The organism is Pantoea sp. SOD02, from assembly GCF_024707505.1.
Taxonomy (GTDB): Bacteria; Pseudomonadota; Gammaproteobacteria; order Enterobacterales; family Enterobacteriaceae; genus Pantoea; species Pantoea symbiotica.
Window position 1 is genome coordinate 2,192,159 of record NZ_CP102604.1, and the last position, 22,169, is coordinate 2,214,327.

General features: G+C 52.3%; 21 protein-coding genes. 6 read left to right on the plus strand and 15 right to left on the minus strand.

Going from position 1 to position 22,169, the window contains the following annotated elements; translation table 11 throughout:
• The first annotated feature begins 22 nt into the window (after positions 1–22).
• Entirely contained in the window at positions 23–2,008 is a 1,986-nt protein-coding gene (pdeR, locus tag NR302_RS10200; protein WP_258143404.1) for a cyclic di-GMP phosphodiesterase, read from the plus strand.
• A 15-nt stretch (positions 2,009–2,023) separates the two neighbouring features.
• On the opposite strand, the gene NR302_RS10205 is transcribed toward pdeR, so the two are convergent.
• The 3 genes from NR302_RS10205 to araD all read right to left on the minus strand — a co-directional run bounded on the left by NR302_RS10205 (position 2,024) and on the right by araD (position 5,245).
• Positions 2,024–2,890, minus strand: a complete 867-nt coding sequence (locus NR302_RS10205) for a crotonase/enoyl-CoA hydratase family protein (RefSeq protein ID WP_007892438.1) — start codon at positions 2,888–2,890, stop codon at positions 2,024–2,026.
• Positions 2,891–3,035: 145 nt separating this feature from the next.
• Positions 3,036–4,019, minus strand: a complete 984-nt coding sequence (gene kdgT, locus NR302_RS10210; RefSeq protein ID WP_007892437.1) for a 2-keto-3-deoxygluconate transporter — start codon at positions 4,017–4,019, stop codon at positions 3,036–3,038.
• Between the two features lie 527 nt (positions 4,020–4,546).
• The gene (gene araD, locus NR302_RS10215; RefSeq protein ID WP_258143405.1) at positions 4,547–5,245 is read right to left on the minus strand and encodes an L-ribulose-5-phosphate 4-epimerase; all 699 of its coding nucleotides are present in this window, start codon (positions 5,243–5,245) and stop codon (positions 4,547–4,549) included.
• Positions 5,246–5,492: 247 nt separating this feature from the next.
• On the opposite strand from araD, the gene osmB reads away from it, so the two are divergent.
• Positions 5,493–5,711 carry an osmotically-inducible lipoprotein OsmB gene (osmB, locus tag NR302_RS10220; protein WP_008106509.1) on the plus strand — a complete coding sequence of 73 codons (219 nt, stop codon included), beginning with the start codon at positions 5,493–5,495 and terminating at the stop codon, positions 5,709–5,711.
• 69 nt (positions 5,712–5,780) lie between these two features.
• On the opposite strand, the gene yciH is transcribed toward osmB, so the two are convergent.
• The 5 genes from yciH to pgpB form a co-directional block, all read right to left on the minus strand.
• Positions 5,781–6,104 (minus strand): stress response translation initiation inhibitor YciH, encoded by a 324-nt coding sequence (gene yciH, locus NR302_RS10225; RefSeq protein ID WP_008106511.1) that lies wholly within the window; start codon positions 6,102–6,104, stop codon positions 5,781–5,783.
• Positions 6,104–6,811 carry an orotidine-5'-phosphate decarboxylase gene (pyrF, locus tag NR302_RS10230; protein ID WP_008106514.1) on the minus strand — a complete coding sequence of 236 codons (708 nt, stop codon included), beginning with the start codon at positions 6,809–6,811 and terminating at the stop codon, positions 6,104–6,106. Before pyrF ends, yciH begins: the two co-directional genes overlap by 1 nt.
• 202 nt (positions 6,812–7,013) lie before the next feature.
• Complete coding sequence (gene lapB / locus NR302_RS10235) at positions 7,014–8,183, minus strand: lipopolysaccharide assembly protein LapB (RefSeq protein ID WP_008106516.1); 1,170 nt, start codon at positions 8,181–8,183, stop codon at positions 7,014–7,016.
• Between the two features lie 6 nt (positions 8,184–8,189).
• Complete coding sequence (locus NR302_RS10240) at positions 8,190–8,495, minus strand: LapA family protein (protein ID WP_258143406.1); 306 nt, start codon at positions 8,493–8,495, stop codon at positions 8,190–8,192.
• A gap of 128 nt (positions 8,496–8,623) precedes the next feature.
• Entirely contained in the window at positions 8,624–9,388 is a 765-nt protein-coding gene (pgpB, locus tag NR302_RS10245) for a phosphatidylglycerophosphatase B (RefSeq protein ID WP_008106519.1), read from the minus strand.
• A gap of 228 nt (positions 9,389–9,616) precedes the next feature.
• On the opposite strand from pgpB, the gene ribA reads away from it, so the two are divergent.
• Entirely contained in the window at positions 9,617–10,210 is a 594-nt protein-coding gene (ribA, locus tag NR302_RS10250; RefSeq protein ID WP_008106521.1) for a GTP cyclohydrolase II, read from the plus strand.
• 49 nt (positions 10,211–10,259) lie between these two features.
• On the opposite strand, the gene acnA is transcribed toward ribA, so the two are convergent.
• From acnA to topA, 5 genes are all read right to left on the minus strand, one after another.
• The gene (gene acnA / locus NR302_RS10255; protein WP_091003307.1) at positions 10,260–12,941 is read right to left on the minus strand and encodes an aconitate hydratase AcnA; all 2,682 of its coding nucleotides are present in this window, start codon (positions 12,939–12,941) and stop codon (positions 10,260–10,262) included.
• A 444-nt stretch (positions 12,942–13,385) separates the two neighbouring features.
• Positions 13,386–13,565, minus strand: coding sequence for a hypothetical protein (locus NR302_RS10260; RefSeq protein ID WP_036648922.1), 180 nt, complete (start codon positions 13,563–13,565; stop codon positions 13,386–13,388).
• Positions 13,566–13,568: 3 nt separating this feature from the next.
• Complete coding sequence (locus NR302_RS10265) at positions 13,569–13,727, minus strand: YmiA family putative membrane protein (protein WP_071531660.1); 159 nt, start codon at positions 13,725–13,727, stop codon at positions 13,569–13,571.
• Between the two features lie 493 nt (positions 13,728–14,220).
• Entirely contained in the window at positions 14,221–15,195 is a 975-nt protein-coding gene (cysB, locus tag NR302_RS10270; RefSeq protein ID WP_007892425.1) for an HTH-type transcriptional regulator CysB, read from the minus strand.
• A 193-nt stretch (positions 15,196–15,388) separates the two neighbouring features.
• Complete coding sequence (gene topA, locus NR302_RS10275; protein WP_008106525.1) at positions 15,389–17,986, minus strand: type I DNA topoisomerase; 2,598 nt, start codon at positions 17,984–17,986, stop codon at positions 15,389–15,391.
• A gap of 370 nt (positions 17,987–18,356) precedes the next feature.
• On the opposite strand from topA, the gene NR302_RS10280 reads away from it, so the two are divergent.
• Positions 18,357–18,605: a DUF2498 family protein gene (locus NR302_RS10280; protein ID WP_258143407.1), complete on the plus strand. Its 249-nt coding sequence runs from the start codon at positions 18,357–18,359 to the stop codon at positions 18,603–18,605.
• 26 nt (positions 18,606–18,631) lie between these two features.
• Here the strand turns inward: NR302_RS10280 and sohB are convergent, their stop codons facing one another.
• Positions 18,632–19,678 carry a protease SohB gene (gene sohB, locus NR302_RS10285; protein ID WP_008106528.1) on the minus strand — a complete coding sequence of 349 codons (1,047 nt, stop codon included), beginning with the start codon at positions 19,676–19,678 and terminating at the stop codon, positions 18,632–18,634.
• Positions 19,679–19,851: 173 nt separating this feature from the next.
• Here sohB and NR302_RS10290 point away from each other — a divergent pair, with 173 nt between their 5' ends.
• Together NR302_RS10290 and cobO are read left to right on the plus strand one after the other, a co-directional pair.
• Entirely contained in the window at positions 19,852–20,616 is a 765-nt protein-coding gene (locus tag NR302_RS10290) for a YciK family oxidoreductase (RefSeq protein ID WP_258143408.1), read from the plus strand.
• Entirely contained in the window at positions 20,613–21,200 is a 588-nt protein-coding gene (cobO, locus tag NR302_RS10295) for a cob(I)yrinic acid a,c-diamide adenosyltransferase (protein WP_154156305.1), read from the plus strand. The genes NR302_RS10290 and cobO overlap by 4 nt, the downstream gene beginning before the upstream one ends.
• A 37-nt stretch (positions 21,201–21,237) precedes the next feature.
• On the opposite strand, the gene rluB is transcribed toward cobO, so the two are convergent.
• Positions 21,238–22,113, minus strand: a complete 876-nt coding sequence (rluB, locus tag NR302_RS10300) for a 23S rRNA pseudouridine(2605) synthase RluB (RefSeq protein WP_008106535.1) — start codon at positions 22,111–22,113, stop codon at positions 21,238–21,240.
• Positions 22,114–22,169: the final 56 nt, after the last annotated feature.

Sequence of the window (22,169 nt, forward strand, 5' to 3'; positions counted from 1 at the left end):
CATTCCCCCGGAGGAAGTTTCCATGACCGATGAACAAGGGCAAACATTGCTATACACCTTGTTTGGCACCACCAGCCCTCATTGGCGTTTAACTTCAGATAGTGATGCTCTGCATTTTGCCGAAGATGAGAACGCGAACACCAATATGGCGGTTCCGCTGACTCCCGCACAAGCCAGTTTATTACGTGCGATGACGGTCATTACCTCAAGTATTAACCTCACGCTGTCGCTGCACGGCGAACCCGTTCCGATGCATTTTGTCGGTCGTAAAGTCAATCAATCGACCTGGGCAGGCACCTCTTCAGCCTGGGGCGATACCTCGGCTGTCGCGCGTGATTTGACGCTGGGATTATCGTTCGCCGAGCAAGTGGTTTCTGAGGCGAACTCAGTGATCGTGATTCTCGATCAACGCGGCAATATCCAGCGTTTCAATCGTTTGAGTGAAGAGTATACCGGGCTGAAAGAGCAGGAAGTGATTGGCCGCAACGTTTTTCAGCTGTTTATGACCAAGCAGGAAGCGCAGGCATCACGCCGCAATATCGCCGGTTTCTTCAGTGAAGGCAGTTCTTACGAAGTTGAACGCTGGATTAAAACCCGTAAAGGTCAGCGACTGTTTCTGTTTCGTAATAAGTTCGTTCACAGCGGTAGCGGAAAAAATGAAATTTTCCTCATCTGTTCCGGAACCGACATAACTGAAGAGCGCCGCGCTCAGGAACGCCTGCGCGTGCTGGCCAATACCGATACCGTGACCGGGTTGCCCAATCGCAACGCGATCCATCAGCAGATTAGTCTGGCACTGGAGCTGGCGAATGGCAGTCAAACCGGTGTGGTTTACCTCGATTTAGACAATTTTAAGAAGGTGAACGACGCTTACGGCCATATGTTTGGCGATCAGTTGCTGCAAGCGGTGTCGTTGGCCATCCTCAGCTGCCTTGGCAAAGACCAGACGCTGGCGCGCCTCGGCGGCGATGAGTTTGTGGTGCTGGCGGAACATACCAGCCAGGCGGCGCTGGAAGCGATGGCATCGCGCATCCTTGAGCGGCTGCGTCAGCCGTTCCGCATTGGATTGATTGAAGTTTACAGCGGCTGCTCAATTGGTATCGCCCTCGCCCCGCTGCATGGCGAAGATCGTGAAAGCCTGATTCGGAACGCCGATACCGCGATGTATCACGCCAAAGAGAACGGCCGCGGCAAGTTCTGCGTGTTCGCCAACGAGATGAATCAGCGCGTGTTTGAGTATCTGTGGCTCGATACCAACCTGCGTAAAGCACTCGAACTTGATCATTTAGTGGTGCATTACCAACCGAAACTTAATGCCGAAGGCGATGTGCTGAGCGCCGAAGCGCTGGTGCGCTGGAATTCCCCGGAGCGCGGTTTGGTGCCGCCGGGCGACTTTATCTCGTATGCCGAAGAGTCCGGTTTGATTGTGCCTTTGGGCCGCTGGGTGATGCTGAATGTGTTACAGCAGATCATTAAGTGGCGTAGCGAAGGCATCTATCTGCGCGTCGCCGTTAACGTCTCGGCTAAACAGCTGATTGACCAGAGTATTTATACCGACCTGAAACATGCGCTGAACGAAGCCGGTTTGACCGACTGTCCGATTGATATCGAGCTGACGGAAAGCTGTTTGATTGAGAATGAAGCTGGCGCGCTAATGCTGATGAAGCAGTTTCAGGAACTGGGCGCGCAAGTGCATCTTGATGATTTTGGTACCGGTTACTCCTCACTTTCCCAGTTGGCGCGCGTCCCTATTGACGCCATTAAACTGGATCAGAGTTTTGTGCGTAATATCAATAAGCAACCTGTTGCGCAGTCGCTGGTCCGTGCGATTGTCGCCGTTGCCAAAGCCTTGAAGCTGCAGGTGATTGCCGAAGGCATTGAAACTAAAGCCGAAGAAAAGTTTGTTATGGCCAATGGTGTCGATGGGCGTCAGGGTTATTATTATGCAAAACCAATGCCCGCAGAAGAGCTCGGGCATTGGCTGGCTAAGCATCCTGCCCGCGTCTAACGCTGGTTTGCGAGATTAGCCGGCTTTGCGCAAGGATGCGCTATGACGGTTCTGCAGTTGTACCAGTCGTTCCATGTAAGCAATGTCTTTCGGTTCCAGTGTGAAGGCATAATCAACCCAGTCCTCGGTGATATCCATCAGCTCGGCGCGTGATAATTGCAATACGCGCTGACGCGCTTTCAGCATCGCACGCACGCCGTTGAGCTTTGGACGTAACGTATCGATAAAGGTCCGTGTGGTGCGATAACCATCGCCCGGCTGGAACACTTTGTCGACCAGACCACGTGTTTCATACCACTCCGCGCTGTGTGACTCGCCTTCCATAATCAGCTCTTCAGCCAGCTTCATGCCAGAGCGACGCGCCACTAGCGAGTAGCCGCCCATGCCAGGGAACAAGTTGAACGCGATCTCCGGGAAGCCCATGCGCGCGCTGTTCTGCGCCAGAATGAAGTGATGCGCCAGCGCCGCTTCAAAGCCGCCACCGAGCGCACTGCCCTCAATCATCGCCAGCGTGACCGCACCGGTATCGAAACCCCGCGCTGCGGAGTGGATGCAGTCAACACAGGCACGTGCATAAGCGCGCAGTGCTTCACGACGGTTATTGCGAATGCACTCCACGAAGAAACGCAGATCGCCTCCGGCGTTAAACATCTGTGGCACTAACGATCCCGTCACCCAGAAATCAATCGGCAGACCGGAACGCTGAGCGGAATAGCTCAGGTTCATGATCTCCTCAATTAATTCGTGGTTGAAACTCGGACGGGGTTGCGCACGCAGCATCATCCACATGGTACGTCGGCCCTCTTCATAGTAGGCGGCGAGCTGTGTGGTTTGTCCAACTTCGGTGAACAGTCTGCATGTCGGTTGGTTAATTACTGTCATTGTCTCATCCTCTGTTTATGTTTATGTAGTGCGTTAAACGCCACATCAGCGTAATCCAGAGTGAGGCCAGACCAAATGAGAGATTGATTTATAAAGCAAAATCCAGAGATATCCCCGACCAGCGGCCGGGGAAGCATTAGCGGGCTTACTTGATGGCTGCGCGTTGCCCCACGGCAACATGAGAACGCTTAACGCGTCGTGAATAAACAGCCGTAATGATTGGCACAATGACGGAAGTGACAATGACAGAAGTGGCGACTAGCGCTGTGGCAGCCGGTGCGACCGGTTTAAACTGTGGCAGCATCTCGGCAATCAATACCGGCGTTGCCACCGCAGCGCCAGCGGTGCTGGATGCCGCAATCCCCGCCGTACCATCGCCACCGCCAATCAGGCGATCGGCAATAATAAGCGGAATGCCGGTAACAATGATCACTGCGACGCCGAGCATGATTCCCAGCAGGCCGGTTTGCGCGATGACGGTCAAATCAATGGTGTTGCCCAATGCGAAAGCAAAGAACGGAATCAGCGTGTGTACTGCTTTGCCGAAGAACTCGCGCAGTTCGGGATCGAGATTACCGAGCGCGAATCCAACGATAAACGGCAGCACAGCGCCAACGAAGACATGTGGCTCGAATGAGGCGATGCCTGCGGTGCCGAGGATCACCATCGTCATCAGCGGCCCCGACTCCAGCGACATCAAGACAAACGCACCGGCTTCTTCTTTCGAACCGTATTGCTGCATGATGGATGCGTATAAGCCGCCGTTGGTCATATCCATCGCCGCCACTAACGCCAGCGTGGAGAGTCCGGCAAACATGCCCACTTCCACACCGTTTTCTGGCATCACACGTGAAGCAATCGCCGCGACAACCCACGCCACTGCAATTTTGGTGAGCACCAGCGTGCCTGATTTACGCAGCACCGTGCCGGTGGCGCTGAGTTTGATGGATGCGCCCATGCAGAAGAACCATACTGCAAGGATCGGTACGGTGCCGGTCATCAACCCATTAGTGAACGAACCAAAGTATTTACCTGCGCCCGGAGAGAACGTATGGCATAACGCGCCCAAAAACAGCGGTATCAGCATCATGCCGCCAGGAATCTTATCGATTGCACGTTTGATATGCATAAGGGTGTCACCTTAACTGAGCCAGAGGGAGGTGGTTTTATGAATTGCCAGATGGCATGGCGAGCAAGATAACGATTGGCTGAAAGGAAAAAAGTGATCGCAAATGCATTTATGAAACGCTGTTTTATTTTTATTGATTGATGATTTTGTATTTATGATGCATATCGCCATACCAGATGATTTGAAACTAAATGAGAGGTGCTGGCAGGATTAATGCTGAGGGGGTTTGCTCTAGTTCTGGTGCGGGCGCTGACACATCTGCTGCGTCACGGGCCGTCCTCGCGCCGCTAGCGCGGTGCCTTCGGCTTCCACGTCGTGCCAACGGACCGTTCGCGGATCGGCCGTCCTGGCCGGCCCCCGAACTGCCTCGCGCATCCATGCGCGAGGCTCCTGGCCCAACGTAAAAGCCTCAGCGCTGCGAATGGCCCTTTTGCCGCAGCAGACGTGCCAGCGCCTTTCGCAAATGTGTCGTTTTCAGCAACATGTACTGAAGGTACGGAGAAGGCATCGATGTTTCTGAATCAACTTCAATTCTGCCCATACCACGCATTTTTACCGTGCTTACGCAGATAGTGCAGATCAAGCAAAGTTTGCGATATCGGCGGTAACTCAGTGCGCAGTTGCTCGGTATGCAGCGCCATATAGGCGACTTCTTCTAATACCACCGCACTGTGTACCGCAGCATGCGCGTCTTTGCCCCAGGCAAAGGGGCCGTGGGAATTGACCAGCACGGCGGGAATCGCTTTTGGCTCAATTGCGCGCTGCGCAAAAGTTTCAATGATCACCTGCCCGGTATTCCACTCGTATTCCTGCTCAATCTCTTCACGCTTCATCTGTCGCGTGCAGGGAATGGTGCCGTAGAAATCATCGGCGTGCGTGGTGCCCAACGCGATGATTTCGCGTCCAGCCTGCGCCCAAATGGTGGCGTGCCGCGAGTGCGTATGCACGATGCCGCCAATCTCTGGCCAGGCGAGATAGAGCGCACGGTGCGTAGCGGTATCCGATGACGGGCGCATTTTACCTTCAATCACCTCACCGCTGGCAAGATCGACAACCACCATATCGTCGCGCTGCATCTGTTCGTACTTCACGCCCGACGGCTTAATCACCAATAAACCGCGATCGCGGTCCACCGCACTGACATTGCCCCAGGTGAAAGTGACCAGGTTGTAACGGGGTAAATCGAGATTGGCTTCCAGCACCTGCTGCTTTAACGCTTCCAGCATCTTTTTTCTCCTGCAAACTGTGATAGCTGAATTGTGCGGAGCAGTGAGGAAAAGCGTTATGGAAGGAATGGCTGTAAAAGCTGCGGAAAGTGGCTATGACGAGAAATCTGTGGCCTGGAAGGGGTGTCGAGCTATAAACAAGATGTGGATTGCAGACTTGTAGTTTAGGACCGTTTTACCCTGCCGAGTGCGCCGTAACATCTATACTTAGAAAGTTACCTCGGTGATAACAATCAAGGAGAAGTTAATGACTACAACAATGAAACGTCTTACTGCTGCCGTATTGGCAACAACTTTAGTTGTCGCGCTGAGCGGCTGTTCAAACTGGTCCAAACGCGACCGAAATACCGCAATCGGTGCGGGTGCCGGTGCCATTGGTGGTTCAGTACTGACCAACGGTAGCGGACTTGGTACTGTTGGCGGCGCAGCTGTCGGCGGCATCATCGGCCACCAGATCAGCAAATAAAATATAATTATCAGGCTACGCAGCGCATCTACTTAACAACGGGCCACCTAATAAGTGGCCCGAACTGTTTCAACCGCCAGCCAGTTTGACTTTCATGCCTTTGGCTTCCAGCAGCGTTTTAATCAGATCGCGTTTGTCGCCCTGAATCTCAATCACGCCCTCTTTAACTGCCCCGCCACAACCACACTTTTTCTTAAGTTCAGCGGCCAGTTTTTCGAGTGCGCCATCATCCAGATCGATGCCGGTGACCAGACACACGCCCTTCCCTTTGCGTCCGCTGGTTTGGCGCTGGATACGCACGATACCATCGCCTTTCGGCCGCGGCGCTTTCTCTTCTTCATGGGTGATTCGGCCACTGTCGGTCGAATACACCAATCGATTGTCCTGAGCCATTAAGCCTCCTGTAAACTTTGCAGGATTTGCTGCAGTGTGGCGGCCGGATCGGCGGATTGGGTGATCGGACGCCCGATGACCATATAATCCACACCAGCGAGTTTAGCCTGCTGCGGCGTCATGATACGGCGCTGATCGCCCGCATCACTGCCAGCCGGACGAATGCCTGGGGTCACCAGCGCGAAATCCTGACCAATTACCTGCTTAAAGTGCACGGCTTCCTGCGCCGAACAAACCACGCCGTGCAGGCCGCAATCGCGGGTCAAACGCGCCAGTCGTTCAGCCTGCTCAGCTGGAGATAAGGTAATGCCCAAACCTTTCAGATCGTCTTCATCCATGCTGGTCAACACGGTGACTGCAATCAGCAGCGGTGCATCTTTACCAAATGGCACCAGCGCTTCACGTGCCGCGTTCATCATGCGAGCGCCACCGCTGGCGTGCACGTTCACCATCCATACGCCGAGATCGGCCGCTGCCGCGACTGCATGTGCGGTGGTGTTTGGGATGTCATGAAACTTGAGATCGAGGAACACTTCAAAACCACGTTCCTGCAGCGTTTTCACCAGCGATGGACCAAACAGCGTGAACATCTCTTTGCCCACTTTCAGGCGACACTGGCTTGGATCGATGCGGTCTACAAACTGCAGCGCGCTGTTGAGATCATGATAGTCGAGTGCCACCAGAATAGGTGAAGTGGTTACAGGCATAACGTTTCCTCAGTAACAGGCACCCGCAGGCGCGATGGACAAACGGCAAGCATTCTACCTGCGCAGGCCGGTGCCGACAATCACGCTGCCGCCAGAACTTGCCTGTTTGACCGCTTGCTGCACGATGCTGGAGGAGTATGAGTATTAAATACAATAGTATGTTGTAACTAATAAGCTTTAGATAGAATACAAATACGGCCATTTATTGGCCGTCGAGTCCACGAATAGGTTTTACGGAAGACCAGGCGCGGCAAGATGGGCAATGCCAGTAAAGTGCATGTGCAGTGAAGCCGCATTTCTGGCAACGATATCGCGGCTTAGTGCGGATTTGCTCGCCGACCATATCGCGCAGCACCATCAAGCTCTCTTTCGCGCGTCCGTCTTCCGCTTCGTGTAAGTGGAAGTCCATTAAACGATGGAACACGCGCATGGTGGGATGGCGTTGTAGCTGGCGATTGATATACAGCTGCGCCGCTTCGGGGCCCTGCTGCTGCTCGAGAATATCGGAGAGATAAAGCTCTGCTGCGGCGCCGGTATTTTCATCGACACAGCGTTGTAAGAATTGCGCCCAGTTTTCAGGTTGGTTCAGCCGCTGATAGCAGGTTTCCAGCATCGGTAAGGTTTCACTCACCAGCTCTTTATCCTGCTCGAGTACGCGCTGCAGTCGGCTGGCGGCTTTCGCATACTCGCCCTGCTCCATCAAAATGCGGCCCATCATGATAGAGACGCGCGCACTTTGATGATCGGCTGACTCGCCTTTTTTCAACAAGCTCATCGCTCGATCAAGGTCGTCGCTGCTTAATGCCTGCAACGCCAGCTCACAGTAGAAATGGGCAATTTCGCCTTTCTGTTTGTCTTTGCCGAGCTTAACCAGCTTTTCCGCCACTTCGATGGCTTTTTGCCAGTCGCTGGTTGCCTGATGAATCAACAGCAATTGCTGGAGCGCACCAATGCGGAAATCGGTCTCTTCCACCAGTTGCCCAAACATATCTTCGGCACGATCGTACAATCCCGCCGCCATGTAATCACGGCCGAGTTGTTGGATCGCCAGTAAACGCTGCTCGTAGCTGAGCGACGCACTTTCCATCAGGGATTGGTGAATGCGAATGGCGCGATCAACTTCACCGCGCGAACGGAACAGGTTGCCGAGCGTCAGATGTGCTTCAACCGTGCCGCTGTCCTCTTTCAACATGTCGAGAAAGAGATCAACCGCTTTGTCCTGTTGATTGGAGAGCAGGAAGTTTACCCCAGTCACATAATCACGCGATAGGCGGTTTGCTTCCTGTTGCTTATCCTGATGTGCACTGCGGCGGCCCATATACCAGCCATACGCCGCAGCAACAGGAAGAAGCAGAAACAGCAATTCAAGCATCGAAAATTAATCCCGACGGCTGGCAGTTGGTGATGTGGTCACTGCGGTTGATTGTTCATTATGTGCCTGCATACGTTTAAGTTTACGCTGTGCATTGGCCAGTGAAACCCGTAAGCGTAACCAGAACAGGCCACAAATTGCCCATCCCAGCAGGAATCCAGCGCCAAACAAGCTGGCGAGCAGTGTTGAAATGCGGAATTCGCCCTGCGCTAGCAGATAGTTAAAGGTGATGACTTGGTCGTTATGCGCTCCGAGCGTGACGGAGATGATGAAAATGACCAATACCACGAGAAAAATAAGCAAATATTTCACAATGCGTCCTGTCGAGAGGTTATCCAATAGAAGTATGCCAAAAAACCGCCGTCGATGCTGCTTATCCCCACATCTGATAGCGCTTTTTTCTGCAAGCACAATCAATCATATGGGGACGAATAGCGTAATTACAATCCATCATCACGTTGCGCGATCTCACGATGCTCTTCTGGCGGGATGGTGAGCGGGCCGCAGAAACGCTGCGCAAGTAAAGTGGCAACAGTGACCAACAACCAGGATATCAGCGTTGCCATCACTAAATCACGCGGCCAGTGCATGCCTAACACTAAACGGCTGCCCATCACCGCGGTCGCCCAAACAAATAATACGGCAACCGTGGCGAAATGGCGGCGCGGCCACAATAAGCCGATCGCCAATAACGCCCAGCTGGCGGCAAACATGGTGTGCCCGGAAGGAAACGCATAACCGGTTTCAAACGCCCAATGATTCTTCAACCATTGCGGCAGCTGAGTATCGTTAGCCAGCAAGGTTGCGACCATTTCGCCACGCTGCTGACGATGCAGCTGATAAAACTCATCACCGTTAATGCCATGACTTTTTTCCAGCCAGATGACATACGGGCGCGGCTCCTGCACCTGCTCTTTGATGGTGGATTTGGTGTACTGACCGGCAAGAATGGCGCCGTTCATAATAAGGATGAGCAGAATCGCGGGTTTAAGCCGAAAGCGTAAACACCACAACACCCAGGCGCTGAGGATGATACTGGTGAGAATGCCCCACGGATTGGTGACGGTTTCTGTCATCCAAAACAGCACGCGAAGTAGATTGCCACTTTCCCCTGGTTGCCATTGCCAGTTGGATATCCATACGCCCAACGGCATGAGCAACAATAAAAACGCCCCTAAAGTGGTGCGCTGAATGATTTTTAACATTCGCTTCCTTTTAGATCCGCATTACTACGTGCGTTGTGCATAACTTTAGCTGAAAAAAGAATAACATACCTATTGCGGCTTGGATAATTGTGCTTTATCACTACAATCACTCTGACCGATTAACGGCAGCCGTTCGGGTTGTGGCACAATAGTGTAAGTTTCATCGGGCCATATGGCCCTTGCGTTATCATGATGATAGCGCATCCTCTGAAGGTTCTGGAGAGTCACATGCAGCTTAAACGGGTAGCAGAAGCCAAACTGCCCACGCCATGGGGAGATTTCCTGATGGTTGGTTTTGAAGAACTGGCAACCGGACATGACCATGTCGCGCTGGTTTATGGTGATATTAGCGATCACAATCCGGTGCTGGCGCGCGTCCATTCTGAGTGTTTAACCGGCGATGCCCTGTTCAGCTTGCGCTGCGACTGCGGTTTCCAGCTGGAAGCCGCGTTGACGGCGATTGCGGAAGAAGGTCGTGGCATCTTGATGTATCACCGTCAGGAAGGACGGAACATCGGTTTGCTGAATAAAATTCGTGCTTATGCGTTGCAAGATAAAGGTTACGACACTGTCGAAGCCAACCATCAGCTCGGTTTCGCCGCTGATGAGCGTGACTTCACGTTGTGTGCGGATATGTTCAAACTGCTGGGCGTCAATGAAGTGCGCTTGCTAACGAACAATCCGCGCAAAGTTGAGATCCTGACCGAAGCCGGAATTAATATCGTTGAACGCGTGCCATTGGTTGTCGGGCGTAACCCGAAAAACGCGCACTATCTTGATACGAAAGCCGAGAAAATGGGTCATTTGCTACCGAAGTCTTAAGCAGATTTTAAAGCAGATAAAAAAAGCCGGGAATTCCCGGCTTTTTCTTTTAGTTCAGCATATTGCGTATCACATAATGCAAAATACCGTCGTTCTGGTAGTAGGTTAGTTCGTTACCCGTATCGATACGGCAGCGCGTTTCCAGCGTCTCTTTGCTGCCATCCGCGCGCGTCAGCGTCACGTTTACAGTGCCACCCGGTTTCAGCTGCGACAGGTTCGCCACATCAATAAACTCTTCACCGGTGAGCTGCAGCGTTTTACGCGTCACGCCAGCCGGAAACTCAAGCGGCAGAATCCCCATACCAATCAAGTTTGAGCGGTGAATACGCTCGAAGGATTCGGAAATAACTACGCGCACACCTTGTAAGCGCGGCCCTTTTGCTGCCCAGTCACGACTGGAGCCGGAACCGTACTCTTTACCGGCAATCACCGCTAACGGTACGCCTTCCTGCTGATATTTCATCGCCGCATCGTAAATCGCCAGTTGCTCGTTAGTCGGGAAGTGTTTGGTATAACCGCCCTCCACACCCGGCACCATTTCGTTACGAATACGGATATTAGCGAAAGTGCCGCGCATCATCACTTCGTGGTTACCACGACGCGAACCGTAAGAGTTGAAATCGGTGCGCTCGACGCCATGCGACAGCAAATAGCGTCCGGCTGGACTTTCCGCTTTGATGCTACCCGCCGGTGAAATGTGGTCGGTGGTGACGGAATCACCCAGCATCGCCAGAATGCGCGCGCCTTTGATGTCCTGCACCGGCTTCGGCGTTTTCTCCATGTCATCAAAGAATGGCGACAGGCGAATGTAAGTAGAATCGCCATCCCAATCATAGGTTGCCGCTTCACTAACTTTAATCTGCTGCCACTCCGGCGTGCCGTCAAATACCTCGGCATACTCTTTGTGGAACATATCGCTGGTCACTTTCTGCACCGCTTCCGCAATCTCTTCCGGCGACGGCCAGATATCCTTGAGGAAGACATCATTGCCCTGTCGATCCTGACCGATCGGATCAGATTGCAGATTGATCTTCATGTTACCCGCTAAAGCATAAGCCACCACCAACGGCGGCGAAGCCAGCCAGTTGGTTTTAATCAGCGGATGAATGCGGCCCTCAAAGTTACGGTTACCCGAAAGCACGGCAGCAACCGTGAGATCGCCCTCTTTAATCGCGCTTTCTATCGCATCGGGTAACGGACCGGAGTTGCCGATACAAGTGGTACAACCGTAACCGACCAAATTGAACCCTAATTCGTCCAGATAAGGCGTGAGTTGGGCCACAGCGAGATAGTCAGAAACCACTTTAGAACCTGGCGCCAGCGAGGCTTTAACCCACGGCTTGCGCATCAGACCGCGCTCAACGGCTTTCTTCGCCAGCAAACCGGCAGCCATCAGCACGCTAGGATTCGAGGTGTTAGTACAAGAGGTAATCGCCGAGATAACTACCGCACCGTCATCCAGCTGATAGCTTTCTCCGGTTTCGCTATCGCGATAGCTGACCGTTTTATGCGGTTTTTGCGCCTGATTGACTTCCAGTTCATTACTGGCATCAAAGGCTGTAGGAACATCGCCCAGCGATACGCGATCCTGTGGGCGTTTTGGTCCGGCAAGGCTGGATTCAACATCACCCATGTCCAGCGCTAAAGAGCTGGTGAACACCGGTTCATCGCCCGCATTGCGCCACATACCTTGTTGCTTAGCATAAGCCTCAACCAATTCAACTTGCTCAGCATCGCGGCCGGTGAGCGTCATGTAGCTTAAGGTAACATCATCAACCGGGAAGAAGCCGCAGGTCGCACCATATTCCGGTGCCATGTTGGCGATGGTGGCGCGGTCGGCCAGCGGCAAGTCCGCTAATCCATCACCGTAAAACTCAACGAATTTACCTACCACGCCGTGTTTACGCAGCATTTGGGTGACGGTTAACACTAAATCCGTTGCGGTAATACCGGGACGCAGTTTACCGGTGAGTTTGAAACCGACTACGTCAGGAATCAGCATCGAAACCGGCTGGCCAAGCATCGCCGCTTCAGCCTCAATTCCGCCGACACCCCAACCCAATACGCCGAGCGCATTGATCATAGTGGTGTGCGAATCGGTGCCCACCAGCGTATCGGGATAAGCAATCTCTTGCCCATTCAGCGTCTCATGCCAGACAGATTTACCGAGATATTCCAGATTGACCTGATGACAAATCCCGGTGCCCGGCGGCACGACGCGGAATCGATTGAAGGCTTTTTGCCCCCAGCGCAGGAAGACGTAGCGCTCATGGTTGCGCTCCATTTCCAGATGCACATTTTCACCAAAGGCTTTGTCATCACCGAAATGGTCTACGGTGACAGAGTGATCGATGACCAGATCAACCGGGGATAAGGGATTGACTTTGGCGACATCGCCGCCGAGGCGTTTCACCGCTTCGCGCATGGCGGCTAAATCCACCACCGCCGGCACGCCGGTAAAATCTTGCATTAATACACGCGCTGGACGATAAGCAATCTCACGATCGGCGTGAGCATCTTTTTGCCAGGCGACCAACGCTTCAATATCTTCCAGCGTGACAGAATCACCATCCTGCCAGCGCAATAGATTTTCCAGCAGGACTTTCATCGACTTGGGCAAACGATCAATATTGCCCAATTGCTGAGCTGCTTTGGGCAAGCTGTAGTAATGATATTTTTTTGCCCGAACATCCAGCGTGTCCTGACTCTGCTCGCGTAACGTTAACGACATAGCGCCTCCATGTAAGTGAATCTCTTTTTAAACCTCAGTGACTGCAAGGTTTAACTTAAAGATAGACCACATTACCGTTAACGTTTTGATAACAACACGAATTGACACATAAAAGCACAATGAAAAATGCCCCGACGTTTGTCAGGGCATTTATATAATTCAGTTTAATTTGAGTTAGAGCTTAAATCATCGCCCAAAAGGCGGCAGCCCAAAAAGCCAGGGAAAAGGTATATACGCTCACCCAGGATAATGTCGTTGTATTGATGTTCATAATTCACTCCCTCCCGGATTCCGGGCAAAAAAAGTCCACCGTCTTCAGCGTTGTACTGATGACACCGTTTTTTTAATGCTGAGTGTTAAAGGACGGGCTTTTAACTTGCCCACCGGATAATCCGGCAAATAGAGGGACTAAATGTCTAAATATGGAACAGAACGCATACCGCGTTATTTGGACTTCATATCCATGAAGGATTCAATAAAGTTGCGCTGATTCTCACTGAGTTCCCACGAAACAGGAATGGTCACTTGTGGTTCAGTGGATACAACGTCTTTCACTTTGCACGCAGGCGTTTGCGGCTGACGCGCAGAAACCGGATGCTTACGACTGAGTGTATTTGCCCACATGGCTTAACCCCACATACGCCAAATCATTAACGCCACCACTACCCAGAACAGTGCTGAAGCAGCGAAGACAGTCATCCAAGCTTTGCGACGGGTGTTGCCAGTACGCTCAACTTTGGTGCTTTTAGTCCGGAAGCCCGGCTGTACAGTTATTCTCGTATTCATAGTTTTTGATAATCACTCTCAATAAAACGATTGATGACAACGATTAAGATTTAGGACGAATCCTAAACTTGTTAAGACCGAAAATCCAGTTATTTTTATTGAGCACAACGATTAACGCTATTTATCAAAACACAAAAGATTGATGAGATAAATTTAATTGCCAACATAACTATTAATTAAATCGTTACATTGTAAATTTGGGTTAACAGCAAATTAGATCCAATCTAAATTTGAGTGTAATTTACCAACCCAGTAAAAAAGCCCTTCTCCATCAACTCTTAACTAGAGTATGGGAATATTCCTGGCGAGCTGCAAAGTAGCATCGTAAAAATTGTGTACTGATTCGCATTTAATAGATAACAATGAAAAAACATGTGACCCATGTTTCATTTACATAAAAATAATGATTTTTTTTGAAGTACTCGTGGCGCTAAGCGCTAAGGGATTCCGAAGGTGCCCACTGGACACCTTGGCAAAAGAATGAGTTAGGAATTTACTTGAAGGGTAATTTGATGTCGCGAAACATCGCTTCAATGTCTTCATTGGAGCGCAGTGCGACCGCCGCATCCACCACATCACGCGTGAGGTGCGGAGCGAAACGTTGAATAAAATCATACATATAGCTGCGCAGGAAGGTACTACGTCTAAAGCCAATCTTGGTCGTACTATTCGTAAAGATTTCTGATGCTTCAATACGCACCAAATCGGGGTCTGCAATCGGGTCCACCGCCATGCTGGCAATCACGCCAACGCCCAAGCCTAAACGCACATAGGTCTTAATTACGTCAGCATCTGTCGCAGTAAAGACGATGCGTGGTGTTAATCCTGCGCGATTGAACGCGGTATCCAGCTCTGAACGGCCGGTAAAGCCGAAGGTGTAGGTCACTAACGGGAAATCCGCCAGCTCTTCGATTGTCACATTCGATTTACCTGCCAGCGGATGGTCGGGCGTCACGACGATGGCGCGATTCCAGTGATAGCACGGCAGCATGATCAAATCGTCATACAGATGCAGCGCTTCGGTGGCAATGGCAAAGTCGGCATTACCCTTTGAAACCGCCTCAGCTATTTGTGTGGGCGATCCCTGATGCATATGTAATGAGACGCGTGGATAACGTTCGATAAAGCCTTTAATCACGCCGGGAAGCGCATAACGCGCTTGCGTGTGCGTGGTCGCTACATATAACGAACCTTTATCCGGCCAGGTATGTTCACCGGCAACCGATTTAATCGCGTCAACTTTGGAGAGCACTTCGCGCGCAATACGAATAATCTCTTCGCCTGCAGGCGTTACTTGCGTCAGATGCTTACCACTGCGCGCAAATATCTGCACGCCCAGCTCATCTTCTAACATACGGACTTGCTTACTGATGCCAGGCTGCGAGGTATATAAGCCTTCGGCGGTCGATGAGACATTAAGATTGTGATTAACCACTTCGACGATGTAACGCAACTGCTGCAATTTCATAGTTATATCTTCCTGGTAGCGACAGAGGTGCATTCCCGACAGGCGTGTTTCCACCTTGATTGCGGTGAGGGAGGGAAAACGAGTCAGCGAAACGATAATAGTTCTATAACAACTATATCAGTTAAAGGAAGAATGTAGAACGATTAGCTATAAGGATAAGAGAAAGGCCAGCGGATGCTGGCCTTGTGGGGAATTACTTCTTCGCTTCCTGCCATTTGCCGTCAATATAGAACATTGACCAGCCAGTGGCTTTGCCATCCTTTTCGGAGGAGACATATTGCTGTTTCGTCTTGCGACTGAAACGCACCATCGTCTTATTCCCTTCCGGATCGGCGGCTGGCGCTTCTGACAGATATTTCAGCTTCTCTGGCAGACGGTCGGCAAAGCGTTGCAGCTCTTCCACCAGCGGCGCGCGCGTTTCACGTGATTTCGGGAAGGTATTCGCGGCAAGGAACACGCCTGCGGCACCATCACGCAACACAAAGTAAGCATCCGATTTTTCACACTGCAGTTCTGGCAGCGGCACCGGATCTTCTTTCGGCGGCGCGACATCACCATTACGCAGAATCTTACGGGTGTTTTTGCACTCGTCGTTGGTACAGGCCATGTACTTACCGAAACGCCCCATTTTCAGGTGCATCTCAGAACCACATTTCTCGCACTCAACAATCGGACCATCGTAGCCCTTGATGCGGAATTCGCCCTGCTCGATCTCGTAGCCGTCGCACTCTGGGTTATTTCCGCAGACGTGCAGCTTGCGCTGGTTATCGATCAGATAGCTGTCCATCGCAGTGCCACACTTCTGGCAACGACGACGGGCGCGCAGCGCGTTGGTTTCAGCATCATCGCCTTCCAGCACGTTGAGCACTTCATTTTCCGGAATCAGGTTGATGGTCTGCTTGCAGCGCTCTTTCGGCGGCAACGCATAACCCGAGCAACCAAGGAACACGCCGGTACTGGCGGTGCGAATTCCCATCGGACGGCTACAGGTTGGACAGTCAATCGACGTCAACACCATCTGGTTCGGCTGCATGCCGCCCTCTTCCGGATCTTTCTCAGCATCATCTAACTGCTGGCTGAAATCACTGAAGAAGGAGTCGAGCACCGCTTTCCATTCGGCTTCATTATTTGCCACCTGATCGAGGCTATTTTCCATGCGCGCGGTGAAGTCATAGTTCATCAGCTCGCGGAAGTTAGACTCCAGACGATCGGTAACAATTTCACCCATTTTTTCAGCGTAGAAACGACGGTTCTCAACACGCACGTAACCACGATCCTGAATGGTGGAGATAATCGAGGCATAAGTAGATGGACGACCAATGCCGCGTTTTTCCAGCTCACGGACCAGTGACGCCTCGCTGAAGCGCGCTGGCGGTTTAGTGAAGTGCTGGCTTGGCATCAGCTCTTTAAGATCCAGCATGTCGCCAACATCAACTGGCGGCAGCGTCAGATCTTCATCATTTTTACGCAGCGCAGGCATCACGCGCGTCCAGCCATCGAAACGCAGCGTACGACCTTTGGCTTTCAATTTGAATTCAGCCGCGCCCACGGTCAACGTGGTGGAGTCGTACTGAGCCGGTACCATCTGGCAGGCAACGAACTGGCGCCAAATCAGCTGATAAAGTTTCTGCGCGTCAGCTTCCATATCTTTCAACTGCTCAGCGACGATATTCACATCAGAAGGACGAATCGCTTCGTGCGCTTCCTGAGAATTCTCTTTGCTGGCATAGGTATTCGGCGCTTCTGGCAGATACTTTTTACCGAAGCTGCTCTCAACATAGCCACGCGCCATCGCCACGGCATCCTGGCTCAGGTTGGTGGAGTCGGTACGCATATAGGTGATGTGGCCCGCTTCATACAAGCGCTGCGCCATCATCATGGTCTTCTTCACGCCGAAGCCCAAACGCGTACTCGCCGCCTGTTGCAGCGTTGAGGTAATAAAAGGTGCAGAAGGCTTGCTGCTGGTCGGCTTGTCTTCACGATCCAGCACTTCGTAACGCGCTTTCTGCAAAATCGCCACCGCCGCGTGAGTTTGCTCACGATTAACCGGGCGGAACGCTTTGTCATTCTGATGCGTAACCTGCATAGCCAGATCGGCGCCTTTCGGCGTAGCGAAATCAGCATCGATTTCCCAATACTCTTCTGGCACAAAGGCTTTGATTTCGTGCTCGCGCTCAACCACCAAACGCACAGCAACCGACTGAACGCGACCGGCTGACAGGCCACGAGCAATTTTCTTCCACAGCAGCGGCGACACCATGTAACCCACCACGCGATCCATAAAGCGGCGCGCTTGCTGTGCGTTAACACGTTCAATATTGAGCTCGCCCGGCTTGTCAAACGCCTGACGAATCGCATTCTTGGTGATTTCGTTAAACACCACGCGGCTAAAGCGCTTATCGTCCCCACCGATCACTTCCCGCAGGTGCCAGGCAATGGCTTCCCCTTCGCGGTCAAGGTCGGTTGCGAGATAGATGTGGTCTGCATCGGCAGCCAGGTTTTTCAACTCAGCGACAACTTTCTCTTTGCCCGGCAGAATTTGATAATCCGCTTCCCAACCATGCCATGGATCAACGCCCATGCGGTTTACGAGTGCGGCTTTCTCATCCTTTTTTACCTTTTTTCCAGGTTTCGCTTTTTCCCCGTCGGCACTTTTACGGGCAGTTGAACCGCTGGTCGGCAAATCACGGATATGACCGACACTGGATTTCACCACGTAGTCATTACCGAGGTATTTATTGATTGTTTTGGCCTTTGCCGGGGACTCAACGATTACGAGTGATTTACCCATATGTACCTTTACCTAAATGAAACGTCCTGATAAACGGGAGAGAATTGGAGGTCCCAAAACCCAATGGGTTCAATATTGCTGCCAGCATTTCGCATTTCAAGGCAGCAGGGATAATCTCAGGTCAGATTGCGTCGACTTCTGCAACTTTATGATTAGGAGCGAGTTTTCCATCTGACAGAACCACACATCCGGGTGTGATCTCCCTGAAAGCTGAATCGCCCACACTCTACCTGATAAAATCCGTTACGCAACTTAATTAGCATTCTGCCTAATTTTGCGCCAGTTTTATGACGCAATGCTGATTTGCTGAACGCGATAGCTCGCAAGTAATATAGAAGGAGAAAAATGGCTGTCAAAAAAGAGGTGAAAAATGTCAGTGCCAACGGAATCTATTTCACGCCACACGTTACTGGAAATAGCCAATCAGATAATCACGCAGCACGACAATTATTTTGTCGGATTAGAAGCTAATGATGTGATTCAGCAAGGTGATGTTTTGGTGTTTCGCGGTCCCTATTTTCTTGATGATCAAGGCTTGCCTACGGCCAAAACCACCACGGTATTTAATGTGTTTAAACACCTCGCAGTCGAACTCTCCTCTCAATATCATCTGGCATAAAAAAGCCCGGCAATTGCCGGGCTCGGTTACAACAGCGGCTTCTCGCCGCGCTGCCATATTTTCAGAATCAACCGCTCTGCCGCCAGACTAGCGCTGTTAGTGAAGCGATCCATCATTTTACGCTTACGTGCGTAGTGCACGCCTAACACGGTGAAGCGATCCATATGCTTAATAATCAACGCATCGCTGGTGCCGATTTCATCGACCAGACCTAAATCCAGCGCCTGGCGGCCATACCAATGCTCGCCAGTCGCCACTTTATTCAGATCAAGCGACGGACGCATCTGCTGTACGAAATCCTTAAACAGCTGATGCGTTTCATTGAGATCTTCCTGGAATTTCTCGCGCCCTTCGTCGGTGTTTTCACCAAACAGCGTTAAGGTACGTTTGTATTGACCGGCGGTATGCAGTTCGACGTCAATATCGTTACGCTTTAACAGGCGGTTGAAGTTAGGGATCTGCGCGACCACGCCAATCGAACCAATAATAGAAAACGGAGCGGCGACGATGCGATCCGCCACGCAAGCCATCATGTACCCGCCGCTGGCAGCGACTTTATCCACTACAGCTGTCAATTGCAGGCCGGCATCACGCAGACGTTGCAGCTGCGAAGCCGCCAAACCGTAGCCGTGTACCACGCCGCCTGGGCTTTCCAGACGCAGCAGCACTTCATCGCCCGGCAGCGCAACTGCCAGCACTGCGGAGATCTCTTCACGCAATGAGGTGACTTCACTCGCGTCCATGCTGCCTTTGAACTCCAGCACATACAGCGTGGGCTTCAGCGTCTCGCTCACGCCCGCTTTGGCATTGCGTTTATCGGCTTTCGCCTTTTGTTTCTCTTCTTTCTTATGCTGCTTGAGCCACACTTTTTGCGCCTGTGGCTTCATTTTGGCGAGCTGCAGATCTTCCTTCATCTCACGATAATCATCATCAAGATGCGTCAAACGCAGCTGGCCGCTGCTGTGACGTTTACGCAGCGCGGCATTAAGCACAATCAGAACAATAGCTGCGATCGCCACCACCACGGTGACGGCCTTAGCCAGAAATAATCCGTAACTGGAGAAAAAATCCATTCTGCCGCCTTATTAAACAGTAAATTACAACAGCTTCAAGTTTACCCGCTTTACGCGCTGTCGTCGCCTGAAATGCCCGCAGGCGGCACAGAATGCGAGGCTAAGCGATTGCACCGCGCGGCAAATTCAGGCATAAAGCCAAAAACCTCCTGACCCGAGCAAAGGACATCGCTGTGCATTATCAACCGAAAAGCGATCTGCTGGAAAATCGCATCATTCTCGTCACCGGCGCTTCCGACGGCATTGGCCGTGAAGCAGCGTTGACCTATGCGCGCTACGGCGCGCGCGTCATCCTGCTGGGACGCAACGCCGACTCGCTGCAGAAAACTGAGCAAGCCATCAACCAGTTAAACAAGCAGCCTGCGTCTTCTTTATTACTGGATCTGGCTGAAGCCACGCCAGAAAGCTGCCAGCAGCTGGCCGATCAGGTCGCTGCTCTGGTGCCGCGTCTGGATGGCGTGCTGCACAACGCCGGCATTCTGGGCGAGATTGTGCCGCTGGAAGAACTCGATCCGCAGATCTGGCGTGACGTGATGCAAATTAACCTTGATGCCACCTTCTATTTAACCCAGGCATTACTGCCGCTGCTGCTGCAATCGGATGCCGGATCGCTGGTATTTACCACCTCCAGCGTGGGCCGCACCGGACGTGCCGGCTGGGGCGCGTATGCGGTTTCGAAGTTTGCCACTGAAGGCATGATGCAGGTACTGGCAGACGAGTATAGAAACCGTCATCTGCGAGTGAACTGCATCAATCCTGGCGGCACGCGCACCAAAATGCGCGCCAGCGCCTTCCCGGAAGAGGATGCCAATTTACTCAAAACCCCGGCTGATTTGATGCCGCTCTACCTCTATTTAATGGGCGATGACAGTCGTCGTAAAACCGGCACCAGTTTCGATGCGCAGCCGGGACGTAAAGCGGGGCCAGCAACCGCATGAGCGATCGCCATCAGCAACGTCAGCAGCGACTGAAAGAGCAAGTCGATGCCCGTATCGCCGCCGCCACCGAAACGCGCGGCATTTTGATGGTGTTCACCGGTAACGGCAAAGGCAAAACCACCGCCGCTTTCGGCACCGCGTTGCGCGCCTGTGGGCATGGTAAAAAAGTGGCGGCGGTTCAGTTTATTAAAGGCGAATGGCCAAACGGTGAACGCAACTTGCTGGAGCAGCACGGCGTCGAATTTCAGGTGATGTCTACCGGTTTTACCTGGGATACGCAGAACCGCGAGACCGATACCGCCGCCTGTCAGTTGGTGTGGCAGCAGGCGCGTCGCATGTTGGCCGATGACAGCGTCGATCTGGTGATTCTGGATGAAATCACTTACATGGTGAGCATGGATTATCTGGATTTAAATGAGTTGGTGGATGTGCTGAACCAGCGCCCTGCACAGCAAAGCGTGATTATTACTGGTCGCGGCTGCCATCGTACGTTACTGGATTTGGCGGATACCGTGACGGAAATGCGTCCGGTGAAGCATGCGTTCGATGCGGGAATTCAGGCACAGCAAGGAATAGACTGGTAAAACGCTGACGCCGCAAATTACGGCGTCAGGTTTCGCATCAGGAACCGCGTTTGGTGTTATTACGACGCGGATTGTTGCTCACCACACCGTGACGTTTTACCGCACGACGGATTTGGTTAGCCTTGGTGCGACGACGATCCTTTTCGACGGCAACTTTAGTCACCGTCTCTTCCGGCATACTGACTAACGTACGCAGATAGTTGACCGCCGGTAATTCCATCTCGATCCAGCCACCGCGTGGCAGGCCTTTCGGCAACTGGATATCACCGTAACGCACACGCATCAGTCGGCTAACCTGCACGCCGACCGCTTCCCATAGACGACGCACTTCGCGGTTACGTCCTTCGGTCAGGGTCACGTTGTACCATTGGTTAATGCCTTCGCCACCAGCAAACTTAATGGTTTTGAACGATGCCGGGCCATCTTCCAACTGCACGCCTTTGCTCAGCTGACGGATTTTATCGTCATCGACTTCACCAAACACGCGAACCGCATATTCACGCTCAACTTCACGGCTTGGGTGCATCAGACGGTTAGCCAGTTCGCCATCGGTGGTGAACAGCATCAAACCGCAGGTATTCACATCCAGACGACCAACGGCAATCCAGCGTGAACCACGCAGACGCGGCAGACGATCAAACACGGTTGGACGCCCTTCCGGATCGTTACGCGTGCAGAGTTCACCTTCCGGTTTGTAATATGCCAGTACGCGGCACACTTCGGTCGCCGACTCAGCGATAGACACCAGATGGCCATCAATACGAATTTTCAGGGATTTATCACTTTCAACACGATCGCCAAGCGTCGCCAGTTTGCCGTCAACGCTGACGCGTCCGGCTGAAATCATGGTTTCGATTTCGCGACGCGAACCGTGACCGGCGCGCGCTAATACTTTCTGTAATTTTTCGCTCATGGAGCCTCGTTGTCGCCTTCCCAGGCGTCGTGGTAAGAAGAGGTACGATACAGGGA

Coding starts and splice junctions, on each gene's coding strand:
- rluB (WP_008106535.1), bottom strand. CDS start 22,113: ATGAGCGAAAAATTACAGAAAGTATTAGCGCGCGCCGGTCACGGTTCG.
- yciH (WP_008106511.1), bottom strand. CDS start 6,104: ATGGCTCAGGACAATCGATTGGTGTATTCGACCGACAGTGGCCGAATC.
- topA (WP_008106525.1), bottom strand. CDS start 17,986: ATGGGTAAATCACTCGTAATCGTTGAGTCCCCGGCAAAGGCCAAAACA.
- cobO (WP_154156305.1), top strand. CDS start 20,613: ATGAGCGATCGCCATCAGCAACGTCAGCAGCGACTGAAAGAGCAAGTC.
- acnA (WP_091003307.1), bottom strand. CDS start 12,941: ATGTCGTTAACGTTACGCGAGCAGAGTCAGGACACGCTGGATGTTCGG.
- araD (WP_258143405.1), bottom strand. CDS start 5,245: ATGCTGGAAGCGTTAAAGCAGCAGGTGCTGGAAGCCAATCTCGATTTA.
- NR302_RS10280 (WP_258143407.1), top strand. CDS start 18,357: ATGTCAGTGCCAACGGAATCTATTTCACGCCACACGTTACTGGAAATA.
- ribA (WP_008106521.1), top strand. CDS start 9,617: ATGCAGCTTAAACGGGTAGCAGAAGCCAAACTGCCCACGCCATGGGGA.
- sohB (WP_008106528.1), bottom strand. CDS start 19,678: ATGGATTTTTTCTCCAGTTACGGATTATTTCTGGCTAAGGCCGTCACC.
- pyrF (WP_008106514.1), bottom strand. CDS start 6,811: ATGCCTGTAACCACTTCACCTATTCTGGTGGCACTCGACTATCATGAT.
- osmB (WP_008106509.1), top strand. CDS start 5,493: ATGACTACAACAATGAAACGTCTTACTGCTGCCGTATTGGCAACAACT.
- kdgT (WP_007892437.1), bottom strand. CDS start 4,019: ATGCATATCAAACGTGCAATCGATAAGATTCCTGGCGGCATGATGCTG.
- pgpB (WP_008106519.1), bottom strand. CDS start 9,388: ATGTTAAAAATCATTCAGCGCACCACTTTAGGGGCGTTTTTATTGTTG.
- lapB (WP_008106516.1), bottom strand. CDS start 8,183: ATGCTTGAATTGCTGTTTCTGCTTCTTCCTGTTGCTGCGGCGTATGGC.
- NR302_RS10265 (WP_071531660.1), bottom strand. CDS start 13,727: ATGAATACGAGAATAACTGTACAGCCGGGCTTCCGGACTAAAAGCACC.
- NR302_RS10260 (WP_036648922.1), bottom strand. CDS start 13,565: ATGTGGGCAAATACACTCAGTCGTAAGCATCCGGTTTCTGCGCGTCAG.
- pdeR (WP_258143404.1), top strand. CDS start 23: ATGACCGATGAACAAGGGCAAACATTGCTATACACCTTGTTTGGCACC.
- NR302_RS10205 (WP_007892438.1), bottom strand. CDS start 2,890: ATGACAGTAATTAACCAACCGACATGCAGACTGTTCACCGAAGTTGGA.
- cysB (WP_007892425.1), bottom strand. CDS start 15,195: ATGAAATTGCAGCAGTTGCGTTACATCGTCGAAGTGGTTAATCACAAT.